The organism is Escherichia sp. MOD1-EC5495, from assembly GCF_002965965.1.
In the GTDB taxonomy this organism is placed as follows: domain Bacteria; phylum Pseudomonadota; class Gammaproteobacteria; order Enterobacterales; family Enterobacteriaceae; genus Escherichia; species Escherichia ruysiae.
On sequence record NZ_PTRI01000001.1, the window covers coordinates 219,390 to 236,800 of the forward strand.

General features: G+C 50.6%; 16 protein-coding genes and 3 pseudogenes. 4 read left to right on the top strand and 15 right to left on the bottom strand.

Annotated elements, in window-relative coordinates; genetic code table 11:
• Nucleotides 1-89 precede the first annotated feature (89 nt).
• From lipB to leuS, 13 genes are all read right to left on the bottom strand, one after another.
• The gene (gene lipB, locus BEG40_RS00995) at nt 90-731 is read right to left on the bottom strand and encodes a lipoyl(octanoyl) transferase LipB (RefSeq protein WP_105284729.1); all 642 of its coding nucleotides are present in this window, start codon (nt 729-731) and stop codon (nt 90-92) included.
• A gap of 101 nt (nt 732-832) precedes the next feature.
• On the bottom strand, nt 833-1,096 hold the full coding sequence (gene ybeD, locus BEG40_RS01000) for a DUF493 family protein YbeD (protein ID WP_000850550.1): 264 nt from the start codon (nt 1,094-1,096) through the stop codon (nt 833-835).
• A gap of 108 nt (nt 1,097-1,204) precedes the next feature.
• Nucleotides 1,205-2,416: a D-alanyl-D-alanine carboxypeptidase DacA gene (gene dacA / locus BEG40_RS01005; RefSeq protein WP_001092444.1), complete on the bottom strand. Its 1,212-nt coding sequence runs from the start codon at nt 2,414-2,416 to the stop codon at nt 1,205-1,207.
• A gap of 139 nt (nt 2,417-2,555) precedes the next feature.
• Nucleotides 2,556-3,644 carry an endolytic peptidoglycan transglycosylase RlpA gene (rlpA, locus tag BEG40_RS01010; protein WP_016159101.1) on the bottom strand — a complete coding sequence of 363 codons (1,089 nt, stop codon included), beginning with the start codon at nt 3,642-3,644 and terminating at the stop codon, nt 2,556-2,558.
• Between the two features lie 10 nt (nt 3,645-3,654).
• Nucleotides 3,655-4,767, bottom strand: a complete 1,113-nt coding sequence (gene mrdB / locus BEG40_RS01015) for a peptidoglycan glycosyltransferase MrdB (RefSeq protein ID WP_000131717.1) — start codon at nt 4,765-4,767, stop codon at nt 3,655-3,657.
• Between the two features lie 2 nt (nt 4,768-4,769).
• Nucleotides 4,770-6,671 carry a peptidoglycan DD-transpeptidase MrdA gene (gene mrdA, locus BEG40_RS01020; RefSeq protein WP_000776182.1) on the bottom strand — a complete coding sequence of 634 codons (1,902 nt, stop codon included), beginning with the start codon at nt 6,669-6,671 and terminating at the stop codon, nt 4,770-4,772.
• 30 nt (nt 6,672-6,701) lie between these two features.
• On the bottom strand, nt 6,702-7,169 hold the full coding sequence (rlmH, locus tag BEG40_RS01025) for a 23S rRNA (pseudouridine(1915)-N(3))-methyltransferase RlmH (protein ID WP_000776104.1): 468 nt from the start codon (nt 7,167-7,169) through the stop codon (nt 6,702-6,704).
• A gap of 3 nt (nt 7,170-7,172) precedes the next feature.
• Complete coding sequence (rsfS, locus tag BEG40_RS01030) at nt 7,173-7,490, bottom strand: ribosome silencing factor (protein WP_001161665.1); 318 nt, start codon at nt 7,488-7,490, stop codon at nt 7,173-7,175.
• A gap of 260 nt (nt 7,491-7,750) precedes the next feature.
• Nucleotides 7,751-8,362, bottom strand: a complete 612-nt coding sequence (locus BEG40_RS01040) for an adenosylcobalamin/alpha-ribazole phosphatase (RefSeq protein ID WP_105284730.1) — start codon at nt 8,360-8,362, stop codon at nt 7,751-7,753.
• 23 nt (nt 8,363-8,385) lie between these two features.
• Entirely contained in the window at nt 8,386-9,027 is a 642-nt protein-coding gene (gene nadD, locus BEG40_RS01045; protein ID WP_024191079.1) for a nicotinate-nucleotide adenylyltransferase, read from the bottom strand.
• Between the two features lies 1 nt (nt 9,028).
• The gene (gene holA, locus BEG40_RS01050; protein WP_105284731.1) at nt 9,029-10,060 is read right to left on the bottom strand and encodes a DNA polymerase III subunit delta; all 1,032 of its coding nucleotides are present in this window, start codon (nt 10,058-10,060) and stop codon (nt 9,029-9,031) included.
• Nucleotides 10,060-10,638: an LPS assembly lipoprotein LptE gene (lptE, locus tag BEG40_RS01055; RefSeq protein ID WP_001269666.1), complete on the bottom strand. Its 579-nt coding sequence runs from the start codon at nt 10,636-10,638 to the stop codon at nt 10,060-10,062. Before lptE ends, holA begins: the two co-directional genes overlap by 1 nt.
• A gap of 14 nt (nt 10,639-10,652) precedes the next feature.
• Complete coding sequence (gene leuS / locus BEG40_RS01060) at nt 10,653-13,235, bottom strand: leucine--tRNA ligase (RefSeq protein WP_105284732.1); 2,583 nt, start codon at nt 13,233-13,235, stop codon at nt 10,653-10,655.
• Between the two features lie 234 nt (nt 13,236-13,469).
• Between leuS and BEG40_RS01065 the strand changes: the two genes are divergently transcribed.
• A complete protein-coding gene (locus tag BEG40_RS01065) occupies nt 13,470-13,952 on the top strand; it encodes a zinc ribbon-containing protein (RefSeq protein WP_001044880.1) in 483 nt (160 codons plus the stop codon).
• A gap of 74 nt (nt 13,953-14,026) precedes the next feature.
• On the opposite strand, the pseudogene BEG40_RS01070 reads toward BEG40_RS01065, so the two are convergent.
• Nucleotides 14,027-14,272, bottom strand: a pseudogene (locus BEG40_RS01070) (hypothetical protein); the annotation flags it as partial.
• Between the two features lie 4 nt (nt 14,273-14,276).
• Between BEG40_RS01070 and BEG40_RS01075 the strand changes: the two are divergent.
• Nucleotides 14,277-14,546: pseudogene (locus BEG40_RS01075) on the top strand (J domain-containing protein); the annotation flags it as partial.
• Nucleotides 14,547-14,555: 9 nt separating this feature from the next.
• Here BEG40_RS01075 and BEG40_RS01080 read toward each other — a convergent pair.
• The gene (locus BEG40_RS01080; RefSeq protein WP_016159093.1) at nt 14,556-15,110 is read right to left on the bottom strand and encodes a tetratricopeptide repeat protein; all 555 of its coding nucleotides are present in this window, start codon (nt 15,108-15,110) and stop codon (nt 14,556-14,558) included.
• Nucleotides 15,111-15,211: 101 nt separating this feature from the next.
• On the opposite strand from BEG40_RS01080, the gene BEG40_RS01085 reads away from it, so the two are divergent.
• Together BEG40_RS01085 and djlC are read left to right on the top strand one after the other, a co-directional pair.
• Nucleotides 15,212-15,919 (top strand): DUF1266 domain-containing protein, encoded by a 708-nt coding sequence (locus tag BEG40_RS01085; protein ID WP_105284734.1) that lies wholly within the window; start codon nt 15,212-15,214, stop codon nt 15,917-15,919.
• Nucleotides 15,916-17,359, top strand: a pseudogene (gene djlC, locus BEG40_RS01095) (co-chaperone DjlC). The gene BEG40_RS01085 and the pseudogene djlC overlap by 4 nt, the downstream one beginning before the upstream one ends.
• Nucleotides 17,360-17,411 lie beyond the last annotated feature (52 nt).

Genomic DNA, 17,411 nt, shown 5'->3' on the forward strand with positions numbered 1-17,411 from the left:
ATCTCTCCAGAGGCCAGCAACGGTTAAAGAGGACATAAATGTGGGCATGAGTAATGACCCAGTGCAAGTTGGGTCATTTATGAGCGTCGTTAAGCAGGTATATATTCTACGGCAGGATTATTTAGCAGTGCTAAAATATTTCTCAGCAACCGTGGTGCAACATTATCGGTTGTCGCATCAGGTCTCCATTGCGATATTTTATCCATTTCCATTCCCGCATAACCACAAGGGTTAATGCGTAAAAATGGCGAAAGATCCATATTGACGTTTAATGCCAGGCCGTGGAATGAACAACCACGACGAATACGTAAGCCGAGCGAGCAAATTTTCTTTTCCCCGACATAGACACCCGGAGCATCGGCACGAGGATGTGCATCAATATCCAGTTCAGCCAGGGTATTCACTACCGTTTGTTCGAGTAAGGTCACCAGCTCACGCACACCCAGTTTGCGGCGTTTAAGATTAAACAGAACGTACATTACCTGCTGACCTGGGCCGTGATAAGTCACCTGACCGCCACGGTCGCTCTGGATCACCGGAATATCGCCCGGCATTAAGATATGCTCCGCTTTTCCTGCTTGTCCCTGAGTGAATACCGGATAGTGCTCGACCAGCCAGATCTCATCAAGGGTATTTTCATCGCGGGTATCGGTGAATTCATGCATAGCCTGGGAAATTGGCTCGTAAGGCTGAAGACCGAGCTGGCGGACAAGAATTTTATCCTGATACAAAACGGCATCTCCGTGGAGAATGAGTAAAAGTGGAGAAAAAGTATATCACAGAGGAGGGAGGGGAGTTACCCGACCAGGAGGCCGGGTAATGGTAAAGCGAGTTACAGAACCATGCGGACAATATCGATTTTGCCCAGTTCTTCATACAGTGTTTCAACCTGCTCGATATGAGTGGCGTTGATAGTGATAGATACCGAGTGGTAGTTGCCTTTGCTGCTTGGTTTTACCGTTGGGGTGTAGTCACCTGGCGCATGGCGCTGTACCACTTCAACCACCTGATCAACCAGCTCAGGTAACGCCTGCCCCATTACTTTGTAGGTAAAAGGAGTAGGGAATTCAAGCAGTTCGTTAAGTTTGGTTTTCATGTCAGCTCCGGCGTAACGTAATTAAATAGCAACTCCCGCCAGAAGGCGGGAGTTTTTACTGATGCTTAGTATATGGGGGCGGAAATTACACTTTCAAGTGTTCAATTTTCAACCAAACCAGTGATGGAACATTAATTTAATGTAATCAATGATTTTACCGAAGAAGTTACCTTCCGGGATTTCCTGCAACACCACCAGCGGACGTTGCTCAATGGTTTTGCCGTCAAGCTGGAAGTTAATAGTACCAACGACCTGATTCTTTTGCAGCGGCGCATGAAGCTCACTGCTGTTCAGCACGTAGCTGGCTTTCAGGTCTTTCATGCGGCCACGTGGAATGGTCAGGTAAACGTCTTTATCAACACCTAACGAAGCACGGTCAGAATCACCAAACCATACTGGTTCAGAGGCGAACTCTTTGCCTACTTTCAGCGGGTTAACGGTTTCGAAGAAACGGAAGCCCCAGGTCAGCAGTTTTTTACTTTCAGCTTCACGGCCTTTGAAAGTACGTCCGCCCATGACTGCCGAGATCAGACGCATCTGACCCTCTGTCGCGGAAGCAACAAGGTTGTAACCTGCCTTGTCAGTATGGCCGGTTTTGATACCGTCGACATTCAGGCTGTTATCCCACAGCAGGCCGTTACGGTTGAGCTGACGAATACCGTTAAAGGTGAACTCTTTCTCTTTATAGATAGAGTATTCATTTGGCACATCACGAATCAGTGCCTGGCCGATCAGCGCCATATCACGTGCAGAGCTGTACTGACCGTCAGCGTCAAGACCGTGCACGGTCTGGAAGTGGGTATTTTTCAGACCCAGCGCGTTAACGTAGCTGTTCATCAGGCCAACAAAAGCATCCTGACTACCGGCGGCAAAGTCTGCCATAGCAACACAAGCATCGTTACCGGATTGCAGGTTAATACCACGGATAAGCTGTGAAACCGGTACTTGCATACCAGGTTTGAGGAACATCAGCGAAGAACCTTTAAACACCGGGTTACCGGTAGCCCAGGCGTCATTACCGATGGTCACTAAATCAGTTTCTTTAAATTTACCCGCTTTCATTGCCTGGCCGATAACGTAGCTGGTCATCATTTTGGTCAGACTGGCAGGATCGCGGCGGACATCTGCATTTTGCTCGGCGAGAACTTTGCCGGAGTTATAGTCGATCAGGATGTAGGACTCCGCGTCGATCTGCGGTACACCCGGGATCATAGTTTTGATATTCAGGTCATCGGCATGTGCAGCAGAGATAAAGGCTGTGCAAAGAGCCGTGGTGAGCGCCAGGCGCTTCATGATACGAGCGGAAGAAATGGTATTCATGGTCTGAACTACGACATCCGTGATGGAATTAAAAAAAGTGCCCTACTATAGCAAATGCACTACCGGCAGGCATCTGACTTTCCGCGTGACTTTGTTAACGTCATTTACAGAAATTGACACTTCAGTTGCCTGCTTTACGCTACTGCGCGGTGGTAATAAATGACTGTAATTGGGCTTCGGTTTGTAAACGTTGCTGCAAGCTACTGGCTTCGGCTTTGCTGGCAAATGGGCCAAGCTGGATCCGCCAGACTGCGCCGTTTTGGGTCACACGACCGGGGACGCCGAACTTCTGTCCTAACTGCTGTTGATACTGTTGAGCGCGCGCCTGATCGCTGACAGCACCGACTTGCACCATAAAGTTACCGCTGACATTTTGCGAAGCTGCTTGCGGTGTCACCATTGCTGGTGTTGTTGCAGGCGTTGAAGCCGGAGCTGTGACCACTGGCTGCGGTGCCGGCGTCGGTTCGCTGCCCTCCAGTACACCAGGTGCTAAGGTGGTTGGTGCGCCGAGAAAACCGCTGCTGGTTACCGGCGCGCCGGTCGGATCTTCGCTTTTTAGCGTCGCATTACTGACCGGAAGAATGTCACCCTGCGGGCCAGACCCTGAGCTTGTTCCCGCGCCGCCGCTTAAGTCGGGTGGTGCGGGCAGGGCATAAGTCTGTTTGGCGACAGTAGTACAAGCCATACCTGGGCCAGAAAGTGAACCATCCTGGGCGACGATAATCGGGTCGATGCGAACTTTGGTGTTGTTCGAGGTGTTAAGACGGTCGGCTGCCGCGCGCGAAAGTGAAATTACGCGGTCGTTGCCGTAGGGACCACGATCGTTAATGCGCACCACAATCATCCGACCGTTAGCCAGGTTAGTGATTCGCGCGTAGCTGGGGATCGGCAGCGTCGGGTGTGCCGCTGTTAGCTGCATCGGATCGAATGCTTCACCTGAGGCCGTCAGATTGCTGCCCGGTTCGGCATCATAAATAGCAGCCAGGCCAGCCTGACTAAAGCGTGATGGATCCTGCACGATTTTGTAGCTTTTGCCATCGCGCTGGTAATCCTGATTCGCTGTCGCGTTCAGTGGTTCGAAACGCGGTTCTGCCCCGCCAATCTCAACTATTGGGCCGTTACATACCGCAGGCTGCGGTACACTTACCGTCTGTTGCTGACCATCATCGCTTGTACATGCCGCGAGCATTCCTGCCGCGATGCAGATCCCGAGCCACTGCTTACGCATTGCGCACCTCTTACACGCTTTTCGACAACATTTTCCTGTGGGTGTGGATTGACATCACAATCCCGAACCCAGCCATCAGCACTATAAGCGCCGATCCTCCATAACTGACCAGTGGGAGCGGAACCCCTACAACCGGCAGAATACCGCTTACCATACCAATATTTACGAAGACATAAACGAATAATATCAGCATTAAACCGCCAGCCATGACGCGACCAAAGGTGGTTTGTGCTCTGGCGGCTATCCACAGTCCGCGCATGATCAGCAGAATATAGAGAGCGAGCAGAATCAAAATACCCACTAATCCCAGCTCTTCTGCCAGTACCGCGAAGATAAAGTCGGTATGGCGTTCGGGCAGAAATTCAAGCTGTGACTGAGTACCATGCAGCCAGCCTTTGCCGCGTAATCCGCCGGAGCCAATAGCTATTTTAGACTGAATAATGTGATAACCCGCGCCAAGAGGGTCTGATTCTGGGTCGAGGAGCATCATTACGCGCTGGCGTTGGTAATCATGCATCAGGAAGAACCACAGAATCGGAATGAACGCGGCTACCAGCACCACTGCAACGCCGATTAGGCGCCAGCTAAGGCCAGAGAGGAACAGTACGAACAGACCGGAAAGCGCAACGAGAATTGATGTCCCCAGGTCAGGCTGCGCTGCGACCAGCAGCGTGGGCATAAATATCAGCACCAGCGCGATGGCGGTATTTTTTAACGACGGCGGACAAACATCGCGGTTGATAAAGCGCGCCACCATCAGCGGTACGGCTATTTTGGCAATTTCCGACGGCTGAAAACGGACGATACCGAGATCCAGCCAGCGTTGAGCACCTTTAGAGATGGCACCAAAGGCATCTACCGCCACCAGCAAAATAATACAGATGATATAGAGATAGGGCGCCCAGCCTTCATAAACGCGCGGAGGGATTTGCGCCATTACGACCATAATGACCAGACCCATTGCGATCTGACCGATTTTACGCTCCATCATGCCGATATCCTGGCCGCTGGCACTCCAGATTACCAGAGCACTGTAGACCAGCAATGCCAGTAAAATCAGCAGCATCGTGGGATCAAGATGGACTTTATCCCAGAATGTTTTTTTATTCGGATTATCCGTCATGATTAATGGTCCTCCGCTGCGGTAACCGCTGGGTTTTCCGCAGGCAGATCGGTGTTGTTATCGCCCAGCATAATGTGGTCGAGGATCTGGCGCATCAGCGTACCGACCGCCGGGCCCGCGCCGCCGTTCTCCAGAATCATGGCGACAGCCACTTGCGGATTGTTATACGGCGCAAAGGCGGTCATCAATTTGTGGTCACGCAGACGCTCAGCAATTTTGTGCGCATTATAGGTTTCGTTCGCTTTCAGACCGAAGACCTGAGCTGTACCCGATTTCGCCGCAATTTTGTACGGTGCGCTGGCAAAGTATTTATGTGCCGTACCGTTAGGGCGGTTAGCAACCCCGTACATACCGTCTTTCGCCAGCTCCCAGTAACCGGAGTGAATATCGCCGACTGGCGGTTCATGCGGTTGTACCCATGGCACCTGTTTGCCGTCTTCGGCGGTACTCATCAGCAAATGCGGAACCTTCACGACACCGTCATTAATCAGGATCATCAGTGCCTTACTCATCTGGATTGGGGTTGCTGTCCAGTAACCCTGACCGATACCGACCGGAATGGTGTCACCCTGATACCACGGTTTTTTAAAGCGTTTTTGTTTCCATTCGCGGGTAGGCATGTTGCCGGAACGTTCTTCTGCAAGATCGATACCGGTGTAATGGCCATAACCGAATTTACCCATCCATTCGGAAAGGCGATCGATCCCCATATCGTAGGCCACCTGGTAGAAGAAGGTATCCGCAGATTCTTCCAGCGATCTTGTGACATTCAGGCGACCATGGCCCCATTTTTTCCAGTCACGGTAACGTTTTTCCGACCCTGGCAGCTGCCACCAGCCAGGGTCAAACAGCGTAGTATTGCGAGTGATCACCCCCGCACTTAATGCTGAAACTGCCACATAAGGTTTAACCGTAGACGCCGGTGGATAAACCCCTTGCGTGGCTCGGTTCACCAGCGGTGTGTTCGGGTCGTTCAGCAATGCGGAATAATCTTTGCTGGAGATACCGTCAACAAACAAATTTGGGTCATAGCTTGGCGTGGAAACCAGCGCCAGCACACCGCCCGTGCGCGGATCGGTGACTACTACAGCCGCGCGGCTGCCTGCCAGCAGTGTTTCAATATACTGCTGGAGTTTGAGATCTATCGTCAGGTAAATATCGTGTCCGGCTTGCGGCGGTACTTCTTTTAACTGGCGGATGACGCGACCACGGTTGTTAACTTCAACCTCTTCATAACCGGTTTGACCGTGCAGCACATCTTCATAGTAACGCTCAATTCCCAGCTTACCGATATCATGCGTTGCCGCATAGTTGGCTAGTTTGCCGTCATTATTCAGGCGTTCGACGTCTTTATCGTTGATTTTCGACACATAGCCGATGACGTGAGTCAACGCTGAACCGTAGGGATAGTAACGGCGTTTATAGCCTTTAACTTCCACCCCGGGAAAACGGTACTGATTGACGGCAAAGCGCGCCACCTGTACTTCGGTCAGGTTAGTTTTCACTGGAATCGAGGTGAAACGGTGTGAACGTGCGCGCTCTTTTCTGAATGCAGCGATATCATCATCGGTCAGATCGACGACGCTGCGCAGGGCATCCAGCGTTTGCTGCACGTTATCGACTTTCTCCGGCATCATCTCTATCTGATAGATAGTGCGGTTGAGTGCCAGAGGGATGCCGTTACGGTCGTAGATAATGCCGCGACTGGGGGCGATAGGCACCAGTTTGATGCGGTTTTCATTAGAACGGGTCTGATAATCGGTAAAACGAACAATTTGCAGATTATACAGGTTGGCGATAAGCACGCCGGTCAGCAGCAAAATTCCCAAAAAGGCGACCAGCGCCCGGCGCACAAACAGTGCGGACTCTGCCGTATAGTCGCGAAAAGAGTTCTGTAGTTTCATCCGCTGCGTTTTCTACTCAAAGCTTTCTTATCACTCACGATGATAAGGATGGTTGGTGGTAATGCTCCACGCCCGGTACAGACTCTCTGCGACCAGTACGCGAACCAGCGGATGGGGGAGGGTCAGCGCGGAAAGCGACCAGCTTTGTTCTGCCGCTGCTTTACAGGCAGGTGATAACCCTTCAGGCCCGCCAATAAGCAGGCTGACGTCGCGGCCATCAAGCTTCCATCGTTCCAGTTCAGCGGCTAACTGCGGTGTGTCCCAGGGCTTGCCTGGAATGTCGAGGGTGACAATGCGGTTTTTGCCTGCGGCTGCCAGCATCTGCTCACCCTCTTTGTCGAGTATGCGCTTGATGTCCGCGTTCTTGCCGCGTTTTCCAGCCGGAATTTCAATCAGCTCAAAAGGCATATCTTTCGGAAAACGACGCAGGTACTCAGTAAAACCGGTTTGTACCCAGTCCGGCATTTTCGTTCCCACGGCCACAAGTTGCAGCTTCACACATTAACTCCAGAGTTTTTCCAGTTCATACAGGCGACGGCTCTCTTCCTGCATGACATGGACAATAACTTCGCCCAAATCAACGACAATCCAGTCGGCGCTGTTTTCACCTTCTACGCCGAGCGGCAATAGACCAGCAGCACGAGACTCCTGAACAACGTGGTCAGCAATGGACATAACATGACGGCTGGACGTACCCGTACAGATGATCATGCAGTCGGTGATGCTGGATTTGCCCTGAACGTCTAAGGCGATGATGTCCTGACCTTTGAGGTCATCAATTTTGTCGATAACAAAATCCTGGAGTGCTTTACCCTGCAAGTTTTCCCCCCTGGGTGAATTAAAAAGATAAAAACGGTTTGTCAGTATACCTGAACCAGAGGCGATTTCGGGACAATTGTCGCCGAATCGGCTTTCGAAAGTGGGCTATCATCCCACCCCGCGCCGCAGATTGCATCGCCATTTTTGTAAAACAATTTCTACAAAGTCGTGTTTAGCGGAAAAAGTCTGGCTGCGGAGAATATCAGCCTGTCCGGGGCTGTCAATGGGCGCTGCACCTTACATGCAAAAAAACAGAAAAGTCATGCATCCCTGTGCCATATAGCGCGGCTATTGAGGACACGTAGAGTTGCGAATGCGTCATTGATTTCAATGGCGCTCCAGCAGCCCTGCTCTACACGAAAATGCCACATCGCCCCGGCTGGCATACCAAGTAAGCGGGCAATTAACAGACTCAACACGCCCTGATGGCTGACGACTAATATATTTTTGTCGTGCTGATATTCAACAAATCTGGCAATAAACCTTTCTACCCGCTGCGAAAACGCCTGAAAACCTTCACCGTTAGTTGGGACGGTATGCTGCCAGTCATTGCACCATGCGTTATAGTTTTCGGCATCTTCTTGCATCAAATCGCGATGATGCCGCATCTCCCAGTCACCAAAAAACATTTCATTAAGCTCAGGGACGGTTTGTACAGGGAGCTGGCGGTCACTGAGAACCAGCCGCGCGGTATGCTGCGCGCGTTCCAGTTCACTACATAAAACCCTATCGAAGGGAACATCACGCAACAGGGTATGCAGGCTTTGAGCTTGCTCGATACCGCGTGCAGTCAGTGGCGTCGGCGCATGACCGCTGTACAATCCATCGACATTTGCCTGCGTTTCGCCGTGACGAATTAACCACAGTCGCATCATTCCCTCCGTGATGACAGCTATCAGCGATACAAGCCTTGTTGGTTAATATAAGTCAATACCGATTCCGGCAACAAATCTTCACATGATTCGCCGTTTTGCAAGCGTTCGCGGATGATGGTCGCCGAGATGTTAAACCACGGCGTTTCAGCGAGGTAAATTTTACCGGCAGATTGGAGGTGCAGATCTTCCGGATTATGCGTCAAATGATCTTCCAGCCACTGCTGGTATTGTGGTTGCGCCATTTCAAGCGGGTAGCCAGGACGCCGACAGACAATTAAATGCGCATTGTCGAGGATCGTTTCGTATTCGTACCAGGTGGGAAAAGTCAGCAGTGAATCCTGACCAATAATAAACGCCAGTGGCACATCGGCGCCTTGTTCCTGTCGCCACTCTTTGAGTGTTTGCGCAGTGTAAGAGGGGGCATTGCGTTTTAACTCACGTTCATCAAGGGTAAACAGTGGTTTATCGGCAATAGCCAGTTCAAGCATATGTTTTCGCTGCGCGCTGTTTGCTTCCGGCTGTGGACGATGCGGAGGAACATTGTTAGGGATAATAGTCACTCGCGTCAGACCAATCAGATTCGCCAGCGTTTCCACGGGTTTAAGATGACCATAGTGCACCGGATCGAAGGTGCCGCCAAACAGAGCCTGTAAAGATTTCATATCAACCATTGATAAATACGTCTGCCAGTGGTTTATGGCACAACAGAAGGGATAATCCCTCCAGATCTGCCCACACCGACTGGCCGTAATCTTGTTTGAGGGTGAGTTCCGTTCGTGTCAGAAGTTGCACGGCCTGACGTAACTGCGGCTGGCTTAAGCGATTTAATGCCTCGCCCATCATGCCCCGCCGGTTCTGCCAAACGCGATGCTTATCAAATAACGCGCGTAGCGGCATATGGGCAGATTGACGTTTCAAATTAACCAGTAACAACAGTTCACGTTGTAATGTGCGCAACAAAATAACCGGCTCGCTGCCTTCCAGACGCAGTTGCTGAAGAATGTGCAACGCGCGCTTGCTTTTGCCCATCAACAAAGCATCAACCCAATGAAAAGGGGTGAAATGCGCGGCATCATTCACTGCCTGCTCAACGCGCGGTAATGTCAGTTTGCCGTCCGGCCAGAGAAGCGATAAACGCTCCAGTGCCTGTGCCAGCGCCAGCAGGTTACCTTCATAACAATAGCAGAGCATCTGATTTGCAGCGTCATCCAGCTCCAGGTTGAGCTGTTTTGCACGCGCAGCAACCCAGCGAGGAAGCTGAGCCTGCTCCGGTGTCTGACAGGTTACCTGCACGCTTCGATTAGCAAGAGCAGTAAACCAGGCAGCATTTTCCTGCGCTTTGCTTAATTTATTGCCGCGCACGATCAATAGCAAATCGTCATGCAGCAGTCCGGTCAGTGTCAGAAGTTGTTCATTGATCGCCGCATTTGGTCCGTTTTCTGGTAACAGCAGCAATAGCGTTTGTCGACTGGCGAACAGACTCATGGCCTGGCATAGCGAAAATATCGCATTCCAGTCGGTGTTGGGATCAATGGAAAAAGTGTGGTGTTCTGCAAATCCTTGTGCTGCAGCTACCTGACGAACAGCGTCCTGGCTTTCCTGCAACAACAGAGGATCGTTACCAAGCAAAAGATACGCCGCGCGCAGCCCTTCATTGAGCTGCGCGCGGAGTTGTTCCGGGTACAACCGAATCATCAGTTACCCAGCGTAGTAGAGACGCGTGCAGGCGTTGCTGCAGTATCCGTTGTTTTCGACGTATCTTCGTCGGAACGGATATCCGCAGCGCGGATGCTTGGCAGCTTACGTATCAGCTGTTCGGCAGCACGGTCGTACATCTCTTGAATGATCATGCCTTGCTCATTATCTTTCGCTAACGCCATTTGCGGGTTATCGAAGAACGAACGGAAGACTTTGGCGCTAATCGGGTAGATGTCACGGCCAGGGATCAATACCGACGCGCTGACGGTCATCACCATTTGATATTCAGCAGTTTGACCATTACGGAAAACTGAAGCGGTATCCTGGGAGATTGATACAGCGCCCAAACGCAGGGATGGAACGTCCTTACGCGTGGTTTCTTTATCAAGCAACTCGACACCGTTCAGACGTAACTGATTACGCACCGCACGGCTTAACGGCCCGTTCGGGTCGCCTGAGTCCAGGATCATGACCTTCATAGTGGAAGGAACCTGCGTGGTATCACGCAGATGCCAGCCACACCCGGCGGTGATTAACACCGCCAGAGATAACAACAATGTTGCCAGATATCGCACGCTTCCTCCCGCGCTTAGCCAACGACCAGATTGAGGAGTTTACCCGGTACGTAAATCACTTTACGCACGGTAACGCCATCAAGATATTTTGCTACCAGATGTTCCTGGCCAGCACGTTCGCGAACCTGTTCTTCCGTTGCATCTACCGGAACGGTGATTTTGGCACGGACTTTACCGTTAACCTGCACCACCACCAGCGTGGAGTCTTCCACCATCGCTTTCTCGTCTGCAACCGGCCACGGCGCGTTGTCGATATCGCCTTCGCCTTTCAGTTCCTGCCACAGCGTGAAGCAGATGTGCGGCGTGAACGGGTTAAGCATACGGACAACGGCCAGCAGGGCTTCCTGCATCAGCGCGCGATCCTGCTCGCCATCGGTCGGCGCTTTCGCCAGTTTATTCATCAGCTCCATAATCGCCGCAATTGCGGTGTTGAAGGTCTGACGACGACCGATATCATCAGTCACTTTAGCGATAGTTTTATGAACATCACGACGCAGAGCTTTTTGATCTTCAGTCAGTGCATCAACGTTCAGCGGCGCAACATCACCTTTCGCAGTGTGCTCGTAAACCAGTTTCCAGACACGTTTCAGGAAGCGGTTAGCCCCTTCAACGCCGGACTCTTGCCATTCGAGAGTCATATCCGCCGGAGAAGCGAACATCATAAACAGACGAACGGTGTCCGCGCCGTAACGTTCAACCATCACCTGTGGGTCGATACCGTTGTTCTTCGACTTGGACATTTTGCTCATGCCGGTATACACCAGTTCATGGCCTGCCGCGTCTTTCGCTTTCACGATACGGCCTTTCTCGTCGCGCTCAACGATAGCATCAACCGGGGAAACCCAGTTACGTTCGCCGTTTTCGCCTACATAGTAGAAGGCGTCTGCCAGCACCATACCCTGACACAGCAGCTGTTTCGCTGGTTCGTCAGAGTTCACCATGCCTGCATCACGCATCAGTTTGTGGAAGAAGCGGAAGTAGAGCAGGTGCATGATGGCGTGTTCGATACCACCAATATAGATATCCACCGGCAGCCAGTAGTTAGCCGCTTTGGAATCCAGCATACCCTCTTTGTACTCTGGGCAAGTGTAGCGCGCATAGTACCAGGAGGACTCCATAAAGGTGTCGAAAGTATCGGTTTCACGCAGCGCCGGCATACCGTTAACGGTGGTTTTCGCCCACTCAGGATCTGCTTTGATCGGGCTGGTAATACCGTCCATTACCACATCTTCCGGCAGGATCACCGGCAGTTGGTCGTCCGGGGTAGGCATCACCGTGCCGTCTTCCAGCGTCACCATCGGAATCGGCGCACCCCAGTAACGTTGACGGGAAACACCCCAGTCGCGCAGGCGATAGTTTACTTTACGCTCGCCAACACCCATTGCCGTCAGTTTGTCGGCAATGGCGTTAAAGGCTGCTTCATGGTCAAGACCGTTGAACTCGCCAGAGTTGAACAGCACGCCTTTTTCCGTCAGCGCCTGCTGGGAGAGATCCGGTTCAGAACCGTCAGCCGCCAGGATAACCGGCTTGATGTTCAGGCCGTATTTAGAGGCAAACTCGTAGTCGCGCTGGTCGTGACCCGGAACCGCCATTACTGCGCCAGTGCCGTACTCCATCAATACGAAGTTTGCTGCCCAAACCGGAATTTCTTCGCCCGTTAATGGGTGAACCGCTTTAAAGCCAGTATCGACACCTTTTTTCTCCATCGTTGCCATTTCAGCTTCAGCAACTTTGGTGTTACGACATTCGTCAACGAAAGCCGCCAGTTCAGGATTATTTCCTGCCGCTTTCTGCGCCAGCGGGTGACCCGCCGCTACCGCCAGATAAGTACAACCCATAAAGGTGTCCGGGCGGGTAGTGTAAACGGTCAGCGTGTTGTCATAGTCGTTAACGTTGAAGGTGATTTCCACGCCTTCGGAACGACCGATCCAGTTACGCTGCATGGTTTTAACGGTGTCTGGCCAGTGATCCAGTTTATCCAGATCGTTGAGCAGTTCGTCAGCGTAAGCGGTGATTTTGATAAACCACTGCGGGATCTCTTTACGTTCAACTTTGGTATCGCAGCGCCAGCAGCAGCCGTCAATAACCTGTTCGTTAGCCAGTACGGTCTGGTCGTTCGGACACCAGTTGACCGCAGAAGTCTTCTTATATACCAGACCTTTTTTATACAGCTCGGTGAAGAATTTCTGTTCCCAACGGTAGTATTCCGGCGTACAGGTCGCCAGCTCGCGGCTCCAGTCATAACCAAAGCCCAGCATTTTGAGCTGGTTTTTCATATACGCGATGTTGTCGTACGTCCACGGTGCCGGTGCGGTGTTGTTTTTCACCGCCGCGCCCTCCGCAGGCAGACCAAACGCGTCCCAGCCGATCGGCTGCAGGACGTTTTTGCCCAGCATACGCTGGTAGCGGGCGATCACGTCACCGATGGTGTAGTTACGTACGTGGCCCATGTGTAGTCGACCAGAAGGATAGGGAAGCATAGACAGGCAGTAATACTTCTCTTTGCTCTCGTCTTCGGTTACTTCAAATGTGCGCTTCTCATCCCAGTGAAGCTGTACTTTGGATTCTATCTCTTCCGGGCGGTATTGCTCTTGCATGGCAGCCAGTGGTCCTGTTTTCAATACGGCTACAAATGTAGCGTTGAGGTGGTTTTTCAGATCCGCATAGCATAGCCCAAACGTCCGCGTCAAAACAGCCTTTCGCGCACTCGACGTTGAAATGATGCCCGGATTATTCATACATTAATTTACAGAGTTTGTGGGTGTATTAGCAAAGCAAGGAACAAAGAACGTCTATTATTATAGTCAGTTAACGACCCGGGAGATGAAACGATGAACAAGGTTGCTCAATATTACCGTGAACTGGTCGCGTCACTGAGCGAACGCCTGCGCAATGGCGAACGTGATATCGACGCACTGGTGGAACAGGCGCGCGAGCGCGTAATAAAAACAGGGGAGTTAACACGAACCGAGGTCGATGAGTTGACGCGAGCTGTCAGGCGTGACCTGGAAGAGTTCGCCATGAGCTATGAAGAGAGCCTGAAAGAAGAATCTGACAGCGTCTTTATGCGGGTGATTAAAGAAAGCTTATGGCAGGAGCTGGCAGACATCACCGATAAAACGCAGCTTGAATGGCGCGAAGTTTTCCAGGACCTCAATCATCACGGGGTTTATCACAGCGGAGAAGTGGTAGGGCTGGGAAATCTGGTCTGCGAGAAATGTCACTTCCATCTCCCGATCTACACGCCGGAAGTCCTAACGCTATGCCCGAAATGTGGTCATGACCAGTTCCAGAGACGCCCGTTCGAGCCGTAATAGTCTGATTTCGCACAGCAATAAAGATAATTGGGGTCGAATGAAAATCGTCCGGCCCTTATTTGTTTTTATCTCTACAGTAAATCTTCAACCTCACGGATTTCTTGATCGACATCTCTTGTACCGGATGACTGAACCTTACGGTATAAGTCGAGAGCCTGTCGGAGATCGGCGGATCTTCCTTCGCCATAGTGGTACATAATGGCCAGGCTATACCAGGCGGTGGCATCATTGAATTCAGCGGCTTTCGTAAACCATTCAAAGGCAGCTTTCAGATACCAGTACATCGCTTGCTTATAGTTCTGCTCTACCCCTTCGCCTGGTGCTGGCGAACCAACTACGGAAGAATCATTAATGCCGATTGTGAGTCGTCTTGATGTGGAAGATCGTTGTCCGCTGGAAGCATTAATTATTCGGCGATTATTAATTCAGTCGGCGAATTTTGCCGGGCAGAAAATCGTCGAACCAGCGCCACACCCCCAGCCAATGCCCGCTGATGATGGTGGTCCTGGTTGCCTCGGGGTTATTAAAATTATCTTCTACATTTTTATCTTTGCCGGTTTGATAGGGAAAATACTCCATCTACTGGGTTGAAACTCAACCTTAATGTGCGGGAAGTTCAGCCAGTAATCTTTCTGCATTTTTATAATGTTGATCCGCTGCCAGTTTTAGCCATTTGCGTGCTTCATAATTGTTGATGTTAATTCCAGTGCCGTTTCTGTAAATCAAACCCAAAGTGTATTGAGCATGGGCATATCCTTTTTCCGCAGCTTGTTTATACCACTGGATTGCCATTCGACTATCGGGCTTTACACCCAATCCTTTCAGGTAGATCCAACCTAGTTTGCTCTGCGCGCGCGGATTTTCCTGTTCTGCCGATTGCTCATACCAGTATCTCGCCATCGTGTAATCCAGAGGCTTACCATTGCTGCCATGAAGATAAAATCCGCCAAGGCTATATTGTGACGTCGAGTGACCATGAATGGCGGAAAGCTCCGTTGCTGCCGTGGTAAATGGAAGACTGCCCGGTGCGCTTAAATAATCAAAGACATAATTCGCCATAGCTTTATCGCGCAAGGTCGTTTTCTTAGGTTGGCTAATACAAGTGATTGCCGCAACTATAAATATTGCGAATATAAAATATATTTTTTTGTTCATTTATCAATGCTTCGATTTTCTTTTTATTTTGAAAGCGTCAAGTTTATACTCATCATTAATAAAAAAGTAGTCAGTTAATGTACTTAAAGGATTGTTAATAAATGGATAAGGAAGAACAACACCTTCTATTTGCGCTTTCTACGCCAATGGAAATTCTTAATCAGGGATGCAAGCCCGCACATGACTCGCCAAAAATGTATACCGGAATAAAAGAATTTGATCTCTCATCATCCTGGGGAATAAATAATCGTGATGATTTAATTCAGACTATTTACCAAATGACTGATGATGGTCACGCAAATAATTTAGCTGGTTTATATCTGGCATGGCATCGTTCTTCCCCTGATGAGTGGAAAACATTAATTGCTGGCGGCTCCGAACGCGGGTTGATTTATACCCAATTTGTTGCCGAAACTGCCCTGTGTTGTGGGGAGGCAGGAATCAAAGCCTGGGATTATGTTCGCATGGGCTTTTTATCGCGCGTCGGTGTGCTCAACAAGTGGCTGACGGAAGACGAGAGTTTATGGCTGCAATCGCGCATTTATGTACGAGCTCACCATTACTATCACAGCTGGATGCACTATTTTTCTGCCTATTCGTTAGGACGTCTCTACTGGCAATCCTCTCAGTGTGAAGATAACGCTTCGCTACGCGAGGCGCTAACCCTGTACAAATACGATAGCGCCGGGAGCCGGATGTTTGAAGAGCTGGTGGCAGGAAGCGATCGTTTCTATGCCACGCTTCCCTGGCAGCCGTTAACTGTCCAACCAGAATGTCCGGCAACGCTTAAGGATGTGAGCGACCTATGAAAACATGTTGGCAAATTCTCGAAATTGAAAGCACGACGCAAACAGAGATTATCCGTCAGGCTTATCTTGCTCGCTTACCGTTGTGTCACCCCGACGCAGGGGTTTAAAGCATTACGCCAGGCCTATGAAGAGGCGCTGCGACTGGCGGTAAATCCTGTCGAGGAAGCAGATAATGAAGATAAAGATGCCGCCGCTGAACATGAAATACTACGTGCATTCAGGACATTACTGGATTCAGAAAGTGATCGTTTTCAGCCCTCCGCCTGGCAGAAATTTATTCAGCAATTAAATACCTGGAACATGGAGGATGTCGATCAATTACGCTGGCCGCTGTGTGCAATCGCCATAGAAGCGCGATACCTTTCATTAAATTGCGCTTCTTTGCTGGCAGAGCGTTTGAACTGGCATTCGTTTAATGATAGCGAAGGAATGGTCGAGGAAGAACGGGAGGCTTTTCTTGAGGCTATTCAGGCTGGGGATTGTTTCGATTTTCTCAGCCTTCTGGAATATCCCGTCGCGTTACAGAACCAGACTGTTGAGTATTACTTCGCGCTGGAACGCTGCTGTCGTTACCATCCTGACTATGTGACTGCGTTTTTAGCGATGAAAGGTCCGTGGTTCATTCCTGATGATGCAAAGTTACATCGCAAACTGTTGCGCTGGTACAGCTCGGTGCAAACAGGTATGGCGGAACTCATTCCTGTTGCCCAACAATGGCAAACGGAAGAACCAGAAAGCGAAGATGCCCGGTATTACCAGTGTGCACAACGTTTGTACTGCGGCGAGGGGGAAAGCCTGCTTGCTGATCTCTGCGCGAACTGGGAAAGTTACCCATCTACACAAGCTGATAATTTGTTGTTGCAGTGGAGCAAGCGTCATTGCCCGGATTATTTCGCGTTATTAGTGATGGTTATCGAAGCGCGGAGCATGGTAGATGCGCAAGGTAATCCGCTGAAATATGTGCCTGGCGAGAACGCCCGGACGCGGCTGTTATGGGCGCAAATTTTACATAGCGGTAAATTATCGCCGTTGGGTCAATCATTTATCGAGTCGCTGTTTTATAAGCGCAAAGCATGGGCGTGGTGGAAATCGAGAGTAGGTAGTGAGACAGATCAAGATTCACCATTACTGGATCTGTATCGGGTAGCGGAACAGGTAGTGCTGGAAGCGTTTCCGAAACAAGAGATGCTGGCCCGTCTGAACGCGCGGCTGGAACGCGGAGATGCTCATCCATTAGAGGCCATTATCACCCGAATGTTGTTGACGAAAGTGAAACTCGAGCCGGTGGATGAAGATGTCGATGAGCCAATACCTGAAAAACATGAAGAAAAAAATGATGAGGATGAAAAACCACAGAGCATTACCAGCATTATCAAAATCAGCTTAACGGTGCTGGTGATAGGTTATGCTCTCGGCAAAATCGCGATGTTGTTTAGTTGACGATGTGTTTTTTGCGCCGATGCCGGATGCAGCATTTACGCCGCATCCGGCA

Bases quoted from the DNA above. Each gene is read 5' to 3' on its own strand.
- ybeD (WP_000850550.1), bottom strand. From the start codon at position 1,096: ATGAAAACCAAACTTAACGAACTGCTTGAATTCCCTACTCCTTTTACC.
- dacA (WP_001092444.1), bottom strand. From the start codon at position 2,416: ATGAATACCATTTCTTCCGCTCGTATCATGAAGCGCCTGGCGCTCACC.
- rlpA (WP_016159101.1), bottom strand. From the start codon at position 3,644: ATGCGTAAGCAGTGGCTCGGGATCTGCATCGCGGCAGGAATGCTCGCG.
- mrdB (WP_000131717.1), bottom strand. From the start codon at position 4,767: ATGACGGATAATCCGAATAAAAAAACATTCTGGGATAAAGTCCATCTT.
- mrdA (WP_000776182.1), bottom strand. From the start codon at position 6,671: ATGAAACTACAGAACTCTTTTCGCGACTATACGGCAGAGTCCGCACTG.
- BEG40_RS01040 (WP_105284730.1), bottom strand. From the start codon at position 8,362: ATGCGACTGTGGTTAATTCGTCACGGCGAAACGCAGGCAAATGTCGAT.
- nadD (WP_024191079.1), bottom strand. From the start codon at position 9,027: ATGAAATCTTTACAGGCTCTGTTTGGCGGCACCTTCGATCCGGTGCAC.
- holA (WP_105284731.1), bottom strand. From the start codon at position 10,060: ATGATTCGGTTGTACCCGGAACAACTCCGCGCGCAGCTCAATGAAGGG.
- leuS (WP_105284732.1), bottom strand. From the start codon at position 13,235: ATGCAAGAGCAATACCGCCCGGAAGAGATAGAATCCAAAGTACAGCTT.
- BEG40_RS01065 (WP_001044880.1), top strand. From the start codon at position 13,470: ATGAACAAGGTTGCTCAATATTACCGTGAACTGGTCGCGTCACTGAGC.
- BEG40_RS01080 (WP_016159093.1), bottom strand. From the start codon at position 15,110: ATGAACAAAAAAATATATTTTATATTCGCAATATTTATAGTTGCGGCA.
- BEG40_RS01085 (WP_105284734.1), top strand. From the start codon at position 15,212: ATGGATAAGGAAGAACAACACCTTCTATTTGCGCTTTCTACGCCAATG.